The 19,858-nt window shown below is 42.8% G+C and carries 17 protein-coding genes and 1 riboswitch; of the genes, 2 read left to right on the top strand and 15 right to left on the bottom strand.

The genetic code is table 11. The features are described from left to right. Positions 1–98 precede the first annotated feature (98 nt). The 3 genes from aroE to O3642_RS03080 are packed head-to-tail and all read right to left on the bottom strand — an operon-like array spanning position 99 to position 2,798. The gene (gene aroE, locus O3642_RS03090; RefSeq protein WP_155125771.1) at positions 99–971 is read right to left on the bottom strand and encodes a shikimate dehydrogenase; all 873 of its coding nucleotides are present in this window, start codon (positions 969–971) and stop codon (positions 99–101) included. Next, positions 961–1,638: a type I 3-dehydroquinate dehydratase gene (gene aroD, locus O3642_RS03085; RefSeq protein WP_070589227.1), complete on the bottom strand. Its 678-nt coding sequence runs from the start codon at positions 1,636–1,638 to the stop codon at positions 961–963. Before aroD ends, aroE begins: the two co-directional genes overlap by 11 nt. Continuing rightward, positions 1,635–2,798, bottom strand: a complete 1,164-nt coding sequence (locus tag O3642_RS03080; protein WP_155171629.1) for a class I SAM-dependent rRNA methyltransferase — start codon at positions 2,796–2,798, stop codon at positions 1,635–1,637. Before O3642_RS03080 ends, aroD begins: the two co-directional genes overlap by 4 nt. 230 nt (positions 2,799–3,028) lie before the next feature. Here O3642_RS03080 and O3642_RS03075 point away from each other — a divergent pair, with 230 nt between their 5' ends. Further along, complete coding sequence (locus O3642_RS03075; protein ID WP_003011852.1) at positions 3,029–5,188, top strand: LTA synthase family protein; 2,160 nt, start codon at positions 3,029–3,031, stop codon at positions 5,186–5,188. Between the two features lie 54 nt (positions 5,189–5,242). Here the strand turns inward: O3642_RS03075 and pulA are convergent, their stop codons facing one another. The 4 genes from pulA to O3642_RS03055 form a co-directional block, all read right to left on the bottom strand. Then, positions 5,243–7,540 carry a type I pullulanase gene (gene pulA / locus O3642_RS03070; RefSeq protein WP_003011919.1) on the bottom strand — a complete coding sequence of 766 codons (2,298 nt, stop codon included), beginning with the start codon at positions 7,538–7,540 and terminating at the stop codon, positions 5,243–5,245. A gap of 78 nt (positions 7,541–7,618) precedes the next feature. Further along, a complete protein-coding gene (locus O3642_RS03065) occupies positions 7,619–8,581 on the bottom strand; it encodes a diacylglycerol kinase family lipid kinase (protein ID WP_003006748.1) in 963 nt (320 codons plus the stop codon). Between the two features lie 9 nt (positions 8,582–8,590). Then, a complete protein-coding gene (gene ligA, locus O3642_RS03060; protein WP_155125763.1) occupies positions 8,591–10,549 on the bottom strand; it encodes an NAD-dependent DNA ligase LigA in 1,959 nt (652 codons plus the stop codon). 85 nt (positions 10,550–10,634) lie between these two features. After that, positions 10,635–11,144, bottom strand: coding sequence for a QueT transporter family protein (locus tag O3642_RS03055; protein WP_155125761.1), 510 nt, complete (start codon positions 11,142–11,144; stop codon positions 10,635–10,637). Beyond that, a riboswitch (PreQ1 riboswitch) is annotated at positions 11,142–11,248 on the bottom strand. (Overlaps the previous gene by 3 nt.) A gap of 28 nt (positions 11,249–11,276) precedes the next feature. Between O3642_RS03055 and O3642_RS03050 the strand changes: the two genes are divergently transcribed. Further along, positions 11,277–11,720 (top strand): GtrA family protein, encoded by a 444-nt coding sequence (locus O3642_RS03050; RefSeq protein ID WP_003003648.1) that lies wholly within the window; start codon positions 11,277–11,279, stop codon positions 11,718–11,720. Between the two features lie 24 nt (positions 11,721–11,744). Here the strand turns inward: O3642_RS03050 and O3642_RS03045 are convergent, their stop codons facing one another. From O3642_RS03045 to metK, 8 genes are all read right to left on the bottom strand, one after another. Beyond that, positions 11,745–12,452 (bottom strand): B3/4 domain-containing protein, encoded by a 708-nt coding sequence (locus tag O3642_RS03045; protein ID WP_155125759.1) that lies wholly within the window; start codon positions 12,450–12,452, stop codon positions 11,745–11,747. Continuing rightward, the gene (locus O3642_RS03040; RefSeq protein ID WP_371605360.1) at positions 12,449–12,913 is read right to left on the bottom strand and encodes a MarR family winged helix-turn-helix transcriptional regulator; all 465 of its coding nucleotides are present in this window, start codon (positions 12,911–12,913) and stop codon (positions 12,449–12,451) included. Before O3642_RS03040 ends, O3642_RS03045 begins: the two co-directional genes overlap by 4 nt. Before the next feature lie 252 nt (positions 12,914–13,165). After that, positions 13,166–14,137, bottom strand: coding sequence for a YihY/virulence factor BrkB family protein (locus O3642_RS03035; RefSeq protein ID WP_371605359.1), 972 nt, complete (start codon positions 14,135–14,137; stop codon positions 13,166–13,168). A gap of 82 nt (positions 14,138–14,219) precedes the next feature. Beyond that, on the bottom strand, positions 14,220–15,080 hold the full coding sequence (locus O3642_RS03030; protein ID WP_371605358.1) for a methionyl aminopeptidase: 861 nt from the start codon (positions 15,078–15,080) through the stop codon (positions 14,220–14,222). Between the two features lie 21 nt (positions 15,081–15,101). Next, positions 15,102–16,379 carry a CBS-HotDog domain-containing transcription factor SpxR gene (gene spxR / locus O3642_RS03025; protein ID WP_003011594.1) on the bottom strand — a complete coding sequence of 426 codons (1,278 nt, stop codon included), beginning with the start codon at positions 16,377–16,379 and terminating at the stop codon, positions 15,102–15,104. Continuing rightward, the gene (locus tag O3642_RS03020; RefSeq protein WP_151379012.1) at positions 16,372–16,923 is read right to left on the bottom strand and encodes a GNAT family N-acetyltransferase; all 552 of its coding nucleotides are present in this window, start codon (positions 16,921–16,923) and stop codon (positions 16,372–16,374) included. Before O3642_RS03020 ends, spxR begins: the two co-directional genes overlap by 8 nt. A gap of 56 nt (positions 16,924–16,979) precedes the next feature. Next, complete coding sequence (locus tag O3642_RS03015; protein WP_342986676.1) at positions 16,980–18,239, bottom strand: UDP-N-acetylglucosamine 1-carboxyvinyltransferase; 1,260 nt, start codon at positions 18,237–18,239, stop codon at positions 16,980–16,982. Between the two features lie 191 nt (positions 18,240–18,430). Next, positions 18,431–19,621 (bottom strand): methionine adenosyltransferase, encoded by a 1,191-nt coding sequence (gene metK / locus O3642_RS03010; RefSeq protein ID WP_371605357.1) that lies wholly within the window; start codon positions 19,619–19,621, stop codon positions 18,431–18,433. Positions 19,622–19,858 lie beyond the last annotated feature (237 nt).

Below are 19,858 nucleotides of genomic sequence, written 5' to 3'. Positions count from 1 at the left end.
AAAATGAAAAAGAGACTAGAGCAAGACTGTTTTTTTAAAAATCAGGTCTTGTTCTAATCTCATAAAGCTTTTTCAATAGGAAAAGGTAAACCTCTCTCTTAGTCACATACAAATTGGCGATATTCTGTTATCAATGCTTTCCATACAGACTCTGTAGGAAATACTTTCCCAGTCATTAATTCAAAGGCTGCTTCAGCTTGATAAAAGAGCATTCCCAGCCCATTTACCCTCTGGTTTCCTTGATTCACTGCTAATTGCAGAAAGGGGGTCACTGCCGGATAGTAGGCCATCTCTACGATTAAGGCCTGTGGGGGAAAGGTCAAGTGACTCGCTATCGGAAGAGAATGACCATCCATGCCTACACCAGTCGCATTTAAGATGAGATCGGCTTGATTAAAGGAGCTTTGAACGTCTTCATTTTTTTCAATCGCATACAATTCTATCAAGAAATCAAAGGCATCTTCTAGCAACTGAACCTTGGAACGATAATGAAGCAATCTCTCCTCTCTCACAAAGACAAGGATACGTTTTACACCTAGATGAATGGCCTGTGCAATAATCGCTAAAGCTGCACCACCTGCACCTAAGAGAACCATTGTTTTTCCCTTAATAGAGAAAGCAGGAGGTAAACTACGAAAGAAACCAATTCCATCCGTATTATAGCCTTTCAGCTTACCATCGCGGTGAACGATAGTATTGACAGAACCGATCTTTCGGGCCATCTCATCCACTTCATCTAAGTAAGGAAAGACCTTCTGCTTGTATGGCATGGAGATATTGGCCCCAATCATATCCAACTTACGAATTTGGCTGATGGTGCTTTCTAAGTCTTCTTCAGCAATATCCCAAGCTAGATAAGCAGCATTGGTCGCTGTTAATTCATAGGCTAGATTATGAATGAAAGGAGAGATACTATGACGAATGGGATGGGCAATGACCGCTGCCATCCGAGTATATCCGTCAATCTTCATTTAATAACTCCCGAATTCTTCTCATATTTTCAAGTGGAATTTGACCTGGGGCGCTTTCATCTCCGACCCTAGCATAAGACCAAGAAGAGCCTGTCAAATCAGCTGTCAAGCGCGAAATCTTCCCGACCTTGCCCATGGAAATGGTTACATATTCTTGCTCAGGATTCAGCGTCTTGAAACCACGCGTATAATTCATCAAGTCAAGAACATCTTGTTCATTGTGGGCCATAACGGATACCTTGACTAATTTTGGAGAAAAGCTGGTCAATTCCGATAAGATCTCCATCATATTTTCCGGTGTCTCTTGGAAATTGTGGTAGCTGAGAACAAGATTTGAAAATTCCAACATCTCTTCAAAGACTTCACGGTGACTATAAAACTCAAAATCGATATAATCCGGATGATAGATGGATTGAATATCTTTCAGGATCCCAACATATTCCTCGTTGGTCAGCTCCATCTCTCCACCTTCAGCTCGAGTCCGCAAGGTGAATAAAATCTCGCGTCCAGCAAATTTCTCAAAAACTGCAGGAGCAACAGTTAAGATCTCGCTTTTTTCTAAAAAGTCCGCACGCCACTCAATAACATCTGCATCCTCGTAACGCGAACTATCTAGTTGTTGCGCCTCTTCTAAGGAGCGAGGCATAATCGAAACAACTAACTTCATACATCCACCCTAATCGTAAATACTTTTAAGTAATTACTACTTTCTTCTTTCTTGTTCCATCGAAAATCTCCCGGAAGGCCGTATTCCGCTAGATAGCGATGCTTACGGCCTTGAAATCCCTTTTCGATTTGTTTTTTAAATTTATCTTTGGTCACATTTGCCGCATTGGTACTGAGAATCAAGGTCCCACCTGGATTTAAAATCTCAAGAGCCTCGCTGACTAATCGATGGTAATCTTTAGCGACTGAAAATGTCCGTTTTTTATTTCTCGCAAAGCTAGGCGGATCGAGCACAATCACATCATAGCTTAGGTCATGGCGTTTGGAATATTTGTAATAGTCAAAGACATCCATCACGACAAAACGATGAGCATCCAGCACCAAGCCATTTGCCACAAAATGTGCTTCTGATAATTCTCTACTTCTCTTAGCCAGATCGACCGATGTTGTCTCAACTGCTCCACCCATTGCCGCAGCCACAGAGAAGGCCGCCGTATAGGAGAACATATTGAGCAAGGACTTGCCAGCTGCTAAGCCCTCTACCAAGCTACCTCGAACTTCATGCTGATCCAAAAAGATTCCCGTCATCAAACCATCATTGAGAAAGACCTGGTAAGAAACTCCATTTTCAAGAATCAAAAATTCTTGCGGAGCTTCTTCTCCATAGACATGAGCCGATTCATAATCCAAGCCTTTAAAGCGAATCTTTTCATAGCCACCTCGAACTTCTGGAAAAGCCTCTTGAAAGGCCGCTAGAATGGTTTCCTTGATCTGATATACAAAGGGATTGTACCAAGAAAAGACAACAAACTCACCATACAAGTCAACCGTGAAGCCACCAAAACCATCTCCCTCTTGGTTAAAAAGACGAAAGGCTGTCGTCGTTTCATCCGCATAGTAAGAACGACGGTATTGCTTGGCTTTGATGAAAAGCTTTTTAAAAAAGTCTTGATCAAAAGTGACTAACTCTTGTGAAACAAACCATCCAATCCCTTTATTTTGTTCAGATAAGTATCCGACTCCTAGGGATTGTCCATCTCCTGAAAGCAATTGAACCGCTTGATCCAAAGCAGGAAGTGAGTCAAAATCTTGCTTTTCAAGAAGAGATTGTCCTTGTTTGATTTTTGTTGCGACTTGGAGACTGACTGTGAGTTTTTTCATACCCTCTATTATAGCAAAAGTCTGCAGTTTTCACAAAGAGAGGCTTTATTTACTGGAACTTTTTTTACCATTTTATCCTAGCTCTCATCATTTAGCTTCAAATGATATAAAATGCCGGATCTTTCCTATTTCTTTCCTCTCCTTTACAGTCATTTTTTTCTTTCTCCATAAAATTGTGGTATACTTGTATATGAAAATTTTTAGGAAATAAGACAAGGAAGTAACATTTTGTGAAAAAAATTACGAATTCGATACTCAATTTCATGAGTACCAGACTAGGATTTGTCTTGACCCTTCTGCTGCTCTACTGGTTCAAAACCATGTGGGCCTATTCAGTTGATTTTAATTTAGACATTCAGGGACCGTATCAGATTTTTCTAGCAGTGATCAACCCATTGCCAATCAGTCTGCTCTTCATCGGTCTAGCACTCTATATCAAACGAACCAAGCTCTTTTATAGTTTGGCCTTTGGGATCTATCTTCTCTTATTTATTTGGTTGATTTCCAACTCCATCTATTATCGAGAGTTTACAGACTTTGTAACGGTTAATACCATGTTGGCTTCCAGCAAGGTTTCTGCTGGTTTAGGAGCCGCGGCTCTAGAATTGTTCCGCCCTTGGGATGTGATTTACATTCTAGATTTCCCGATTCTCGCTTTTTTCTTCTTTAAGAAATGGATTCGAATGGACAATCGTCCCTTCAATAAACGAGCTAGTTTTGCGGTTACCTCTTTATCTGCCATGCTCTTTTCGGCAAACCTTTTCCTTGCAGAAATTGACCGACCTGAGCTCTTGACTCGTGGGTTCTCAAACTACTATGTCGTCCGTGCCTTAGGCTTACCAGCCTTTCTGGGTTACAGCGCTAATCAGACCTATGCTGCCAACAAAGAGCGTTCCAAAGCCTCCGAAGAAGATTTAAAACCGGTTGAAGAATATATCCAACAGCATTATGCCAAGCCTAATCCTGAGTACTTTGGAATGGCTAAAGGCCGTAATGTCATCTACATTCACCTGGAAAGTTTCCAACAATTCTTGATCGATTACAAGTTGAAAGTAGATGATAAAGAATATGAAGTAACACCTTTCTTAAATTCACTTTACCACTCAAAGGAAACCTTTGCCTTTTCAAATGTCTTTAACCAAGTCAAGGCAGGGAAAACGTCCGATGCTGAGACCATGATTGAAACTGGGCTCTTTGGACTCAACCAAGGTTCCTTTATGGTGAACTATGGTGGAACCAATACCCAACAGGCTGCACCATTTATTCTTTCAAAAAATGGTTACAACTCGAGCGCTGTTTTCCACGGGAATGCTGGAAGTTTCTGGAACCGAAATACAGCCTATAAACAATGGGGCTACAATTATTTCTTTGATGCCAGCTACTTCACCAAACAAAACAGCAGTAATTCTTTCCAATATGGTCTCAATGACAAATACATGCTCAAAGATTCCATCAAATACCTTGAAAGATTGCAACAACCTTTCTATACGAAGTTCATTACAGTTTCCAACCACTATCCTTATACAACCAGCTTGTCAGGAGATGATCTTGGCTTCCCTTTAGCTAAGACACAGGACGAAACCATCAATGGCTATTTTGCGACCGCTAACTACCTAGATTCTTCGATCAAGGCCTTCTTTGATTACCTGAAAGAATCTGGTCTTTACAAAAATTCCATCATCGTCCTCTATGGAGATCACTACGGAATTTCAAACTCTCGCAACCCAGCTCTCGCTCCACTACTTGGCAAGAACTCTGAAACGTGGTCAAGCTATGACAATGCCATGTTGCAACGAGTGCCATATATGGTAGTCATTCCAGGTATGGATAAAGGAGGAATCATTGATACCTTTGGTGGCGAAATTGATATGCTCCCAACCTTGGAACACTTGCTGGGTATTGAGTCCAACAAATTCCTCCAAGTTGGTCAAGATATGCTCTCACCAGATCATGATCAAATCGTAGCCTTCCGATCTGCTAACTACTTTGTAACTCCAGAGTATACGAGTTACAGTGGTCGGACCTATTACACAAAAACAGGTGAGGAAATCACCAACCCAGATGAAAATACCAAGGAACAACTGGATAAAATCCGAGAAGCTGCTAACCTTCAATTGAGGATTAGCGATAGCATCCAAACGGGTGATCTCCTTCGCTTCTTCAAGGGCAATGATCTTGGAAAAGTCAATCCAGAAGATTATTCCTACACCAATTCCTTCAAGGCATTGAAGAAGATTGAAAAGGAAAAAGGTGACAAATCAACCAGCCTTTATCATCAACGTGGCAACCAGTCCACCGTTGATCTCTTCAAGGCACCAACTTATAAAGAATTGCACCCAGAAGACGATAGTTCTTCCTCAAGCGAGACCAGTAGCAGTTCTTCTAAATAAAAAGAATCCCTGAGTTTAAAAACTCAGGGATTTTGTGATTTCTTTCAAAAGAACTTAGTCTAGGACTTCAAAAATAGAAGCTGTTAAATTCTCCACATAGAATGGACGCTTATGGCGACTATTGCCAACCATCAATTTCAATTTATCTGAATTTTGGAGGTAATATGGAAGTCCGCTGGCGTTGAAGATGACCAAGTACTTCTTGTCTCCTGTTAATTCATAGATGACAAGGCCACTGGTATCAGTTGCAGATTGAATAAAGACTTGTTGGTAGATTTTATCATAGCTTTCAAGCGCTAAGACAGGAAGACTTGTCTTCAAATTGATCAAGCTTCGGATATAGGCAATTGATTCCTTGTTTTGACTGACCAGATCCCAGTTGACCTGATTCACAAAATCTGGAGCATTGTAGGAATTCATGGCCCGTTCACGATCCAAAGGAGTGATTTCTCCATCAGGACCTGTCGCTACCAATTTGGTCCTCATGAACTCTTGACCCAATTGCATAAAGGTCATGCCCTGAAAGAGCAGATTCATGGCCGTAGCCAACTCTGAGCGCTTGACCAATCCTGCTACTTTTTCATTCGGATGAAGAGTCTGAAGCAAGTCATAGAGATTATAATTGTCATGAGCCTCCACATAATTCAAGACCTGATTGGGACTTAAATAATTGCCAAGCTCTGCACTACCTAAAACAGCACGCGCAACGATATACTCTGTTGATTTTCGGCTGACGAAGCCACGCTTGATGGAACCATAAACCTCAGCCCCTTTAATGGCATCGCGCTCCGTGTCGTTAAAGAATCCAATACGTGGCAATTGCGCCGCATTGTCTTTCTTAGCCTTGTCTTCTGGTGCGAGACCTGTTCCCATATCCCAACCTTCTCCGTAAAGAAGAATGCGAGGATCCAGAGCATCCATAGCCTCCCGAATAGCATTCATTGTCGTCACATCGTGAATGCCCATCAAATCAAAGCGGAAACCATCGATCTGGTACTCTTTGACCCAGTGCGTGAGGGAATCAATCATGTACTTGCGGTACATTTCATGCTCACTCGCCGTCTCATTACCGACACCTGTCCCATTTTGGAAGCGCCCATCTGGCTCCATCCGGTAATAATAATCCGGAACTGTATTTTGGAAAGGACCATGCTCAGTTGAGTAGGTATGATTGTAGACCACATCTATGACTACAGAAATCCCTGCTTCATGATAAGCCCGGATCATCGTTTTAAGCTCTTTCATGGTTCGTTTGGGATTGGATGGATCTGTTGAAAAACTGGTTTCTGGTGCAGAATGATTCTGAACGTCGTAACCCCAATTGTAGGTCACACGACCTTCTTCATCGTACTGTTTATAGCGATCAGATATCGGCTGCAATTGCACGACATTGACCCCTAACTGACGGATATAATCAAAGGCAGTCGCATCGCCATGGCTATTGACAGTTCCTTCTTGGCAAGCCCCCAGATAGGTCCCACGCAAAGACTCGTCCACACCTGATGTCGGTGACTTGGTCAAATCCCGAAGGTGCATCTCATAAATCACTGCTTGACAAGGATTGCCCAAGCGCCAAGGAGTCGCATCTGCGCCTTTTTTAGGACCCCAATCAAACTGACGATCTGCTCGTGAAAGAATGGCTGAGCGCATCCCATCGGCTGTCGTTGCAATGCTATAAGGATCGCGCGTTACTTGAGTATGGTGTTCAAAATGCACACGATATTGATAGGCCATGCCACTTAAATTTCCTAGAAAATCTAAAATCCAAACACCATGGGTATTTTCTGGGTGGTAGCTAGACTCTTGTTTGCCACGCGTCATCGGAATACTCTTCCAAACAGGTGCATCCAGCTCAGTTGATTGATAAAGCAACAATTCAACTTTCTTAGCCGTTGGTGCCCATAGTTTAAAGCAATGCTCCCCTTCTTCCTCCCGATGACCGAGCCAGCCTTGATACGCCCATTTAGCATCAAACTCTCTAGGGTGCATCGCCATATCGTAGGCATGAGGCTGACGATGGCTGTATGCATGACTCGTCAAAGCAGCTTGCAAAGAATAATAGACTGTATCGTCTCCATCAAGAATCCACACTTCTCGAACATGCCCTTCTGGTAAGAGTTCGATTTCAAAATCACGGGTCTTGGTGAGCCAATCCCCTTCTTTAACCAGGACATGGCCCCGGTTCAAGGCATGCTCACTCTCGTATACCAGGTTTCCCTCCACTCCAAAATAATCCAACTTGGAGAAAGAGACCGATTTTCCTTCTACTTGATCCTGCCACTGCCACATATCATAGGCAAAATAATTTCCTTTTTGCTTATGAAAATGAAGCTTTACATGGTATTGTCGCATAACATTTTCCTATTTCCAATTTAATACCGAAGGAACCATCCGCTTGTAAAACACGTAATGGACTCCAACTATTTGTTTTTATTCTTCAGATGGGTGAACCAAAGCATCGTTGTTGATTTCATCAATATTTGCAAAGAATTCCAAGTGATTATGGAAGACTTCCAATTCAACCGGCGTATCTCCCCCGTATTCCCCATCTAGATTGATGCGGAATGGTTGAGCATTTTTCCCTAGCATTTCGATCGTCAACTTCTTGGTCTTGAGATATTCTACATTTTCATCGTGCACATGCTTGCCCCCATTGATGGCCTGAATCATCAAGGACAACATGTTAAAGAGCTTAGCAGTTTTTACGATAATCAAGGTAAAGTTCCCATCATCGAGCTTAGCGTCTGGTGCCACGCTTTCAAAGCCAGCAATTGAGTTGGTCAAGGCCACAAAAATCATAGATGCTGGCCCTTCAAAGACACCATTGTCGTGCTCAATCCGTACCTTTCGAGCCTTGTTTCGCGGCAACATTTTAGCTGCTTCAGCCACATAGGCAAAGTAACCCAAGCGAGATTTAACACTACTTGGAACACTGAAGGTCAATTCTGTCATGGTTCCTGCTGCAGCAATGTTGATGAAATACTTACTGCCATAGGCACGACCAATATCCATCTGAATGGTTTGATTCTTTTCGATAATGCGAGCAGCCGCCACAGGATCACCCATCGGGATCTTCAAGGCACGCGCATAGTCATTGGTGGTACCGGTCGGGATAAAGGCCATCTGCGGACGATTTTCCAGACCTGCGACCCCATTGACCACTTCGTTAATCGTACCATCTCCACCAGCGGCAATGATTAAATCAAAGCCTGCTTTAGCGGCTCTTTCTGCTTCATTTTGAGCAGAAAATGGTTCTGGAGTCGTTTGATAAGCGCTGGTTTCATAGCCCACGTCTTCGAGTACATCCAAGACTTCCGCAATATTTTTCTTGATAATTTCTTGCCCAGAGGTCGGATTATAAATTAAACGGGCTTTTTTGATTCGTTCTACCATAAAGATCCTCTATAAACTTTCAAGCCAGGCCTCATCTTCTACCTGGATTCCTAATTCTTGTGCTTTGGTTAACTTGCTACCAGCGTCACTACCTGCAACGACCAAATCTGTTTTTTTGGAAACCGATCCAGTTACCTTAGCGCCCAGACTTTCTAATTTTGCCTTGGCTTCTGAACGCGTGAGTCGCTCTAGCTTCCCAGTCAAAACGACTGTCATTCCTGATAGGGCCGCATCAGCAGCGACTTTTTCACCAAGATAAGTCCTATTGACTCCAGCTTCTTGAAGCTCTTGCAATAGGCGCTTGGATCCTTCTTGTGCGAAATAACGCTTGAGGCTTTCAGCCACGACCATACCGAGACTGTCAATGCTGGCAATTCGTTCTGGATCAGCTGTAGCCAATTGATCGAGGTCATGGAATTCTTGGAGCAAGATTTGACTAACCTTGCTACCGACATGGCGGATCCCCAAACCAAAGAGTAACTTCTCAGCTGAATTCTCTTTTGAAGCTTGAATGGCTTCATGGAGTTTTTCAGCAGATTTTTCTTTAAAGCCTTCTAAGGTCAATAGATCCTCGACTGTCAGACGATAGATCCCAGCTACATCCTCTACCAACTGAGCGGCGAAGAGTTTCTCTACAACAGCTGGACCCAAGCCTGTGATATTCATAGCATCCCGACTTGCAAAGTGGTTCAATCCTTCCTTGATCTGCGCTGGACAGAGTGGATTGATACAGCGAAGGGCTACCTCATCCTCGAAATGAAGCAACTCACTCTGGCAGCTCGGACAATGAGTTGGAATGGCTAATGCTTGATCAGAGACTCGCTTATCTTTAACAACACGCAAGACCGCAGGAATGATATCACCCGCCTTGTAGACGATGACGGTATCATCCTGATGAATATCTTTTTCAGCAATATAGTCCACATTGTGCAAGGTTGCCCGACTAACGGTAGTTCCTGCTAGCTGGACTGGAGTTAGATTGGCAGTTGGGGTCACAACTCCGGTCCGTCCAACCGTCCAATCCACCGATAGGATTTTCGCTTCTTTTTCTTCAGCTGGAAACTTATAGGCGACAGCCCATTTAGGGGCTTTTACGGTAAAGCCTAGTTCTTCTTGAACAGCTAGGTCATTGACCTTGATGACGATCCCATCGATATCGTAGGGAAGATCGTCTCGAAGCTGAGCTACCTTTTGGATAAAGTCCCAAATTTGCTCCATATCCTCAGCCAGCACTCGCTCTTGGTTCACGACAAAGCCTAAGCGGGCTAATTTCTCAAGCACGCCTTCCTGACTGCTTTGATCAGTTGGACTCACTTCTTGATACAAGAAGGTTGCGAGATTTCGCTTGGCCACGATTGTCGTATCCAATTGGCGAAGTGTTCCTGCAGCAGCATTCCGCGGATTAGCAAACTCCGGCTCGCCGTTTTCTTGACGGATCTGATTGACCCGATCAAAGGAAGCCCGTGGCATGTAGCACTCGCCTCGAACAGTAATGTTCATTGGCTCTGGTAACACCAAAGGAATGTCCTTGACCCTCTTGAGGTTCTCTGTAATATCCTCACCGACAGAACCATCCCCACGTGTTGCCCCCGTTACAAGGACACCATTTTCATAGGTGAGGGAAATGGACAAGCCATCGATCTTCAGCTCACATACATAGCTGATGGAAGGAAATTCCTTACGGACACGCTGATCAAAGGTTTCTAATTCTTCACGCGAAAAAGCATCCTGCAAACTATAAAGGGGATACTGGTGCTGGTATTTGGTAAAGCCTTTTAAAACCACCCCACCTACACGGTGAGTTGGACTCTCTGGTAAGATCTCATCTGGATGAGCAGTTTCTAGTTCCACCAACTCCCGATATAATTGATCATACTCACTATCTGAAACTGATGGAGCGTCTTTTGTGTAATACTCATAAGCATAACGATTGAGTAATTCCACTAATTCTTTCATTCTGGTTTTCATGTTCTTATTTTATCATAAAATCTTAATTTAGCCTTGAATTTACTGCATTCTTAGCATTAAAAAAAGGAGCCAAAGCTCCCTTTTCTTATTTTGTAAAATCGATCCGTTTAGAAAGTTGATTGATCACAATCGCTCCAAAAATCAAGGATGCAAATTCACCCAATCCCATGGTCAACCAGTTATAGAAGAATGGTTGGCCTTGAAGGTAATAAAGTTCCAAGGCAATCGTAAACATGGAGATGGAAAAGAAAATCGAAAACAAGAAATGGTCCAAGCGAATAAGACCATCAAACAAGAACTTGTTTTTGAAACGACTAAATAGAATGAGTCCAAGTCCTAAGAAGACAAAGGTTGAACCTCCACCGACAAAGACATCGATCCATCCAAAACTAAATAAGTTAGCAATCATACAACCAAGAGTCACCCCAATCAAGTACTTCTTATTGTAAAAGGCTAAGAAATTCATCATCTCCGAAACACGGAATTGATAGCCATAATAGGCCATGGCATTGAGAGGAGGGGTAATCGTTAATACGATATAAATCGCGGCAACAATGGCAATTTGTGCCATATCACGAGCAGTTAACTGTTTCATTTATTCTCCTTTAGCGGTTTTCCCGCGTATAATATGCTTGGCGAAAGGATTTTAAGCACCAAGGGTTGAATAATTTATTTTTTCAACCTTTCAAGTATAGCATATTTTAAGGTTTTATGGTAGACTAAATTTATGAAAACACTAATTAAAAGATTTTTTGATAATGAGATTTTATCTTATCTATTTTTTGGAGTAGCAACAACCATTGTTTCCGTCGGAACCCGCCTCTTCATCTATCATGTGTCTCGTGATGAACGATTAGCGACAGCGATTGGAAACATTGCTGGGATCCTTTTTGCCTTTGCGACCAATGATACCATCGTCTTTAAGCAAGAGAGAAAAGGCTGGTTTCAGCGCCTAATCCGATTTGCGATTGCGCGCTCTGGGACCTTTATACTGGACATGGCCTTAACAGAAATCTTTGTCAAGCAATTCCCAGGAATTATCGGGCAATTTGTCCACAATAACAAAAGCCAGATCAATCTAATCGAAACCCTCTTTGCACAAGTGGCCATTGTGGTCCTCAATTACGTCTTTAGTAAACTCTTCGTCTTTAAAAATAAAAACAAGGCTTGAAACGATTGTTTCAGCCTTATTCTTTTAAACTTCTATACTTGCATGCTCTGCACTTAATTGATAGATGGTGCCTTCAACCCCAAAATAATCCTTGGCTAGATCTTTCAATTCCTGCATGGCTGTTTGAGCCCGTTTGGCCTGCTCCTCATTGATGGCTTCAATAACCAGGATAGCGTCCTTGGTATCTTCTGTTAGCATGGTTCTTTGAGCCTCACGCCAATTCAAGCAACGACAAACGGCTCCTTCTTGGTCGTAGTAGATGATCTCCCCTTCCAAAGCTGGCGAATCTTCTTCAGCTCCTAACGGAAAGAAAGGTTCGCCTCCTTTCGCTTGTCCTAGAGAGAGTCCCCCCACCAATTTATCCATATCTTCTCCCCCACAAGGAAGGGCATAAGCCATAGACACACTATTGTAAAGATCCACCAAAGGATTAATCGGATAGAATTCACGTCCCTGATGAACCCGTTTTAAGAGTGCCTCGATTGAAGATCGGGCTCCTTTTTTTGTTTTAAACTTGCTAAAAGCTTGACGCCACTCTTGAACGAACTCACTCTGGGTATAGTTTTCTTCATCAATAAATTCCCATGCTCGCTTGGCACCCTTGTCCAACAATTCTTTGAAATAAGGATCCTTGGCTTCATCTACTGTATTATCAATGCCATACAAGGACATCACTGTAATTCTAGCTGTTGGGAATAAATCCCAAAATGCTTGATCGACTGTCACTTTCATTGCTTTACCTCACTATAATTTCTTTTTTGACCTTTTTTGACTAGCTCCCAATCCAAGGTGATATTCTCACGAACTCGGATGAGATACTCCTCTAACTGTGAGACTTCTTCTTTTGAAAATCCTTTTAAGGCAGTTTTTTCAGAGTAAAGATGCTCCCCTAAAATGAAGGGGTAAATCTTCTTGCCTTTTTCAGTTAATTCCCATTCCTTGGTTTTGAGGTTTTCACTCCTTGGGCGCTGTTGAATCAAGCCTCGTTCTTCTAGTTTTTTTACGGATCGGGCAACAGTTGAGCGATCTACTTTTAAGAGCTCAGAGAGTTCTTCCTGAATCATTCCAGGTTGCTCCGCAATTCGCACCAAGTAAAGGTATTGACCACGCGCCAGATCCAAATCTCGAAATTCAATATTTGCTATAGAATCCAGTGCTCGCGCAATGATGCCAATTTCACGCAAAATACTCATCTCACTCCTCCTTTCCTATTGACAATAGCATAACACATTTTTGTTGCAAATGCAACAAAATAGATAAGAAAAAAAGAGGCTGGGACAAAAGTCCTAGCCTCTCAATTATTTTTGGATTGTCGAGCAAGACGCAGTAGTTGAGTGGGCTCTACTACGCTGATTTCATTAGCTTTTACAGTCCTACTCAACTGTGAGGAGGTGGGACGACGAAATCGAATTCTAACGAATTACTGATTTCTGTCCCACTCTCCCTTATTCCGTATTATCTTTTTTTATCAAGCGTAAGCGACGCTTTAATATTTGTGAAGCTTCTTTATGCCGAAAAGCTACTTCTTCCGTTTTTAATTTGGAGACAATTTCTCCATTGCGCGTTTGGAACTTGGCTTCTCTAGCAAATTGAATACTGGCGTTTAAAATACAACCAATAATCATGATTTTAGCCACCAAGATGAACCAAAACATGATAACCGCTAGGACGACCGAACCAAAGAAACGAGCATCTAAAAAATGACTCACATAACGATCCACATATTTCCAAAAGATATTCAAGATCGCATACAGGACAGCAACAACGAAGGTCGCTCCTGGAAGAACATATCTAAATTTTGGAATTTTGACATTTGGAAGGGTGTAATAGAGCAAGACCAGACTGACAAAAAGCAAGAGATAGATGGTCGGCTCAGTCAAATTCAGTAAGCGCACATAAATCGTCCGATCAAATGAAAAGGTCTGATAAAGATAGCGAACGATCATCTTCCCAAACATGGAAAGGATCAGCGAAAGTCCAAACAAGCCCTGCAAGGCAAAACTGATCAGAAAGCTAAAGAGTCGCCCCCAGATAATACCACGCTCCTTTTCCACCCCATAACTCTTGTTATAGGCTTTTTGGAGGTAGGCAATGCTCTGAGAGAAGATCCACAAAGCAGAAATAATCGAGAAACTCAGTAAGCCTGTCGAAGGTTTGGTCAAGACACTCGAAATCATCTGTGCCACTATTCGATATAAGGAGGCTGGCAAAACTTTCTGTAAGCTCAAAAGAATCTGAGTGGGACGAATATGAAAGTAGGGTAAAATATTGGCTGCAATCAGCATCAAAGGAAAAATGGAGATCAGCAAATAATAGGCTACAGCAATGCTGGTGATATCAGACTCTGCACTCTGATAAAACCGCACGAAGCCCTTTATAAATGGCTGTCCCAGTACTTTTTGTAGGACCTTTTTCATTCGTCACCTCCCCATTTTACTAAAAAAGAGCAAAGAGCGAAACCAGACACTTGCCTTCAGCTCCATTCTTTCCTCTCTAGTTTTAATATGTTCCTTCTTCACCTTGACTAGTCAGGATCACTGGACCATCTTTTGTAATCACAAATTGATGCTCGTATTGACAAGAAAGGCCACCGTCGAGTGTCTTATGGGCCCAACCAGTTTCCATATCTGTATCAATCTCCCAAGTACCGGTATTAATCATTGGCTCAATCGTCAAGACCATCCCTTCACGTAAGCGAAGACCGCGTCCAGCACGACCATAATGTGGGACCATTGGTTCTTCATGCATGGTAGGCCCGACACCGTGGCCGACCAAATCACGCACCACGCCATAGCCCTTGCTTTCTGCATACTCTTGAATCGCTGCGCCAATATCTCCCAAGCGATTGCCGACGACTGCTTTTTCAATTCCTTTATAGAGACATTCTTTGGTCACGTCCATCAAATCTTTAACTTCTTGCGAAACATTTCCAACCGCATAAGCCCAGCAAGAATCTGCCAAGCCGCCAGAATAGGACTCAGTGTACTTCTTCATTTGCGGCACATTATCAAAATCTAATTTTGAAACATCCAAAACAGACTTATCCAGTGGTTCAGACAAGACCATATCCACCTTGAGGAGATCCCCATCTTTAAGAATGACGTGACGTGGAAAAGCATGGGCTACTTCGTCATTCAAACCACAGCAAGTCGCATAAGGATAGTCCATGAGACTGCCTTCTACACCGATCTGAAGCGGCAAGACATTGGCTTCTTTACAGCGACGACGGACATATTCTTCAACTTCCCAAAGATCAAGCCCTGGCTTGATCAAGTCACGTAATCCAATATGGATACTGGCAAGGAAATCTCCTGCACGATCCATGGCTTCAATTTCACGTTGTGATTTTAATGTAATCATTGTCTCCTCATTTCTTTTTGTTTAATTAATCTTAATCGTAATGGTTGCTTTTGCGACTAGCTGCAAATCTAAATACAAGCTAAAATCAACCAAGGCTGAACGTCTGGTTCTTCGAACAAGTTGGGGTTCAATGCGGATCACATCATCCACCTGTACAGCCTGTAAAAAATTGATGATCAACTGTTCGACAATCAAGCTACGCCCACTGTGTTGCATCATCTTGCGAACAACCTTCATCAGCACTTCGATCATCACCCCATTGGCCAAAACACCGCTTTTCTCCAGCATACTTGGCTCCACTGTGAATTGGTAATGGTCGTTCTCTGTTTGAATCTTTTGACCAATCTGCTCACTAAAGGTTGGTAAGCTCGAAAACTGCACCTTGCTAATCCGATCCATAACATCCCGCCGCGTAATAACCCCCAGCAAGGTCTGGTTATTACGAACAACAGGAATCATTTCATAATCTTCAGCGATCATCCGTTGGCTAATCGTCGCAATGCTTGTGGACAAATTGGTAGTAAAGATGGTCCGTGACATCACCTTATCAAGGGTCGTCTGAGGCACCTTATCTCCAGCATCTCTCATGGTCACGACGCCCACCACCATCTGGTGCTGATTGACAACTGGAAAGCGGCTAAAGCGATTCTTTCGGACCAAATCTAAATAATCCCGAACCGTATCCGTCTCAGAAAGAAAACCATACTCATGGAAGGGGCGATAGACCTGCTCGACTGTCAAGATGTCCGTCTTAATCTGCATGTTGGACAAAGCCTTATTGATCATGGTCGCGACGGTATAGGTATCGTGTGAAGTTCGTATGACTGGGATTTGTACCTGATTGGCCAGATCAATCACATCCTCACTGACCTCAAAGCCACCTGTCACTAAGACCGCATTGTCATGCTTAAGAGCCAATCGTTGGATGTTAGTGCGGTCTCCCACGATCAAAAGCCCACCTTCAGACACATAGTCTAGGACGTGCTTCTCCGTCATGGCACCGATGTAAAATTTATTAAATTCTTTTTCGAGCCCCTCTTCACCAGCTAATATTTCAGAACCGGTGATTTCTAAAATTTCCCGATAAGTCAGGTGCTCTAGTACAGCTTTTTGCGATTTGACACGGATGGTCCCGCTTCTAGGACGCGTTTCGACAATTCCTTGATTTTCAGCTTCTTTAATGGCACGATAGGCTGTCCCATCACTAACATTCAAAAAATTGGAGATACTGCGGACACTGACACGTTTCCCAATCGGTAATTTTTCGAGATAGTCTAAAATCTCTTGGTGTTTACTCATAAAAGTCCCCTCTACCTAGGCGGAAATCATAATAATCGCGCATTTTACGCGTATAGCGGTCACTCCCTTTGAATTGACGAAAGAGACGAAAACCAGCCTTTAAAGCGACCTTTTGACTCCCTGCATTTTCAACATGGGTGACAATCTTAAGCTCCTTCAGTTGAAATTTTTCAAATGATAGGTAGGCCAACTCTTTGACCGCTTCTGTCATCAGACCCTTTCCCCAAAAATCTTTGCGTAAAAAGTAGCCTAACTCAGCCTCACCCTTGATTTCATCCAACTTTTCAAACTTGATGGAGCCAACCATCTGATTGGTTTCCTTATCACAGATGGCCCAAACCCCCAAAGGATTTTTCATGAAATAGTTGGCAAGTACATATTGAGTTTCAGCAAGATCGGCTTGTGCAGGAAAGATAAATTGTAGGTTATCAGGATTCGAAGCAATCTTATAAAAATCTTCCGCATCCTCAAAGAGAAAAGGTCGTAAATACAACCTTTGTGTTTCAATTAGTGAATAGGCAGCTAAGTGCGTCCAAATATTCATGTCAAACTCCATTGTTCGTGTATCCAGCCGCCACTATCAGATCCCTAGTTCGGTCACTATTCCTCTACCAACTGGATATCTGCTCCAAGTTGGGTCAATTTATGAATAATATCTGAATACCCGCGAAGGATGTATTCCACATTTGTAATTTCTGTTGTTCCAGAAGCCATCAGACCTGCGATCACTAAAGCCGCACCAGCTCGAAGATCCGTCGCTTTCACACTGGATCCTGTCAATTGATTTGGCCCTTCATAGATAATATGGTCGTTCAAGGTCGAAATAGTGGCCCCCATTTTAGCCAATTCTGGCACATGGTTGACCCGCTTTTCATAAATCGTATCAACGATTCGACCACGTCCTGCTGCTGTTAAGAGCAAAGGTGTGATCGGTTGTTGCAAATCAGTCGCAAAACCAGGATAAGGAGACGTTTTGATCTGGATCGCCTTCAAGCCCGTCTGCTTTTCTACAAAGATGCTATCTTCAGAAATGGTCATACGCACACCCATTTCCTCTAACTTGGCAATATAGCTCTCTAAATGCTCATACAGGACATTGTTGATCTGGATACCTTCTCCGATAGCAGCTGCAAGGGCAATATAGGTTCCAGCTTCGATGCGATCTGGAATCACCTGATGTCTCGTTCCATGCAAATGGGGAACACCATCAATGATAATAATATCCGTCCCTGCTCCCCGAATATGGGCTCCCATGTTGTTGAGCAAGGTCACCACATCGATAATCTCAGGTTCCCGAGCAGCATTTTCAATCACTGTCCGTCCCTTAGCTTTGACCGCCGCCAAAATCGTATTGATCGTTGCACCGACACTAACTGTATCCATGTAGATGTTAGCTCCTTGAAGAGGCCGACCTTCAGTTGCAAGCTTCATACTAGAGCCATCCATAGCCATAGTGGCTCCCATCGCTTCAAAGGCCTTCAAATGCAAATCAATCGGACGTGGACCAAGGTCACACCCACCAGGAAGCCCAACCGTTGCTTGACCATAGCGCCCTAACAAGCTGCCATAGAAATAATAGGAAGCTCGCAGACTATTAATCTTTCCAAATGGCATAGGCATATTCTTCACTCCACGTGGATCAATGATCAAGCTGTCTTCATTGCGATCAATCTTAGCCCCCATGATGGTCATGATTTCAATCAGACTCGCCACGTCGGAGATATCCGGTACCCCGTCAAGGGTCACGATATCATCCGCCAGAATGGTCGCCGGAATCAGGGCTACTACGCTATTTTTTGCACCACTAATGGACACCTCTCCTTTTAGAGGGCGACCACCATTTATTACAATTTTTTTCATCTTATTAATTTATTAGTTCTTTCAAGTCTTTTTCCTTTTACTATCGTTTTTTTAACGGAAATAAAAGGGACAACGTATTCAAAATACTGCATCTATTATACCACAGATCGCCCTATTTTTCCATCTGTAGGAATTTTCAAAACGAAAAAAAGCTAGGAGCATCTTGACCCTAACTTTTCTATTTCATCTAATTATTTTACAGCTTCTTTCAAGGCTTCTACCTTGTCTAAACGTTCCCATGGAAGGTCGATATCTGTCCGCCCCATATGTCCATAAGCTGCTGTTTGACGGTAGATTGGACGTTTGAGGTCCAGCATTTGAATAATCCCTGCAGGACGAAGATCAAAGATTTGACGCGCTGCTGCCTCTAATTTGCTCTCAGCAACAGTACTTGTACCAAAGGTATCGATACGAACAGATACTGGATGAGCCACCCCGATCGCATAAGCCAATTGCACTTCTGCCTTCTTAGCAAGACCTGCTGCTACGATATTCTTAGCAATGTAGCGAGCTGCATAAGAAGCGGAACGGTCTACCTTCGTCGCATCCTTACCAGAGAAGGCACCACCACCGTGACGTGAATAACCACCATAAGTATCCACGATGATCTTACGACCTGTCAAACCAGAGTCTCCTTGAGGTCCACCGATAACGAAACGACCGGTTGGATTGATGAAGAATTTTGTCTCATCATCAAGATAAGATGCTGGAATCACTTCTTTGATAACCTTGTTAATGACATCTTCATGAATTTGTTCATTGCTGACATCTGAATCGTGTTGAGTTGAAATAACCACTGTATCCACGCGCACAGGGCGGTCGTTTTCATCGTACTCAACCGTAACTTGAGATTTCGCATCTGGACGAAGATAGCTGATTTCACCAGACTTACGAAGCTCTGCCAAACGACGAACCAACTTGTGGCTGAGTGAAATTGGCAATGGCATGAGTTCTTCTGTTTCATCCACTGCAAAACCAAACATGAGACCTTGGTCTCCAGCTCCAATCAAATCAAGTGGATCTTGATCTGCATTTCCACGTACTTCCAAGGCTTCATTAACCCCTTGGGCAATATCAGGAGATTGTTCCACCAAAGATGGGTGTACTCCTACCGTCTCCGCAGAAAATCCATACTCTGTATTGGTATAACCAATTTCTGCAATCGTATCACGAACTACACGGTTAATATCGACATAAGCATTTGTAGAAATCTCACCAAAGACATGCACGGAACCAGTATAAACAGCTGTTTCTGCAGCTACGTGAGCTTCTGGATCTTGCTCTAAAATAGCATCCAAGATAGCATCTGAAATTTGGTCTGCAATCTTATCTGGATGCCCCTCAGATACAGATTCAGACGTGAATAATTTACGTTCTGACATAAAAATGTCCCCCCTTAAAAAATATTGTTATAGAGTTACAAAGTACTGATAGATAGACTATCACCTTATCGGGACCATATAACACTTCATTATAACACATTACCAATGATATGGAAAATTATTTTGCAAGAAGCCTATTAGATCAGTTTTTTTAGTCTATAAACTACCTAATTATACCGACTTGAATATAGTTCTCAAAGTTCCTAAAAAGTTCACAAAAAATACCCCATAGGGTAT

This window comes from Streptococcus sp. 27098_8_66, from assembly GCF_041431945.1.
GTDB classification, from domain to species: domain Bacteria; phylum Bacillota; class Bacilli; order Lactobacillales; family Streptococcaceae; genus Streptococcus; species Streptococcus dentalis.
The sequence above is the reverse complement of the archived record's forward strand: the minus strand, read 5'-3'. Positions and strand labels throughout refer to the sequence as shown.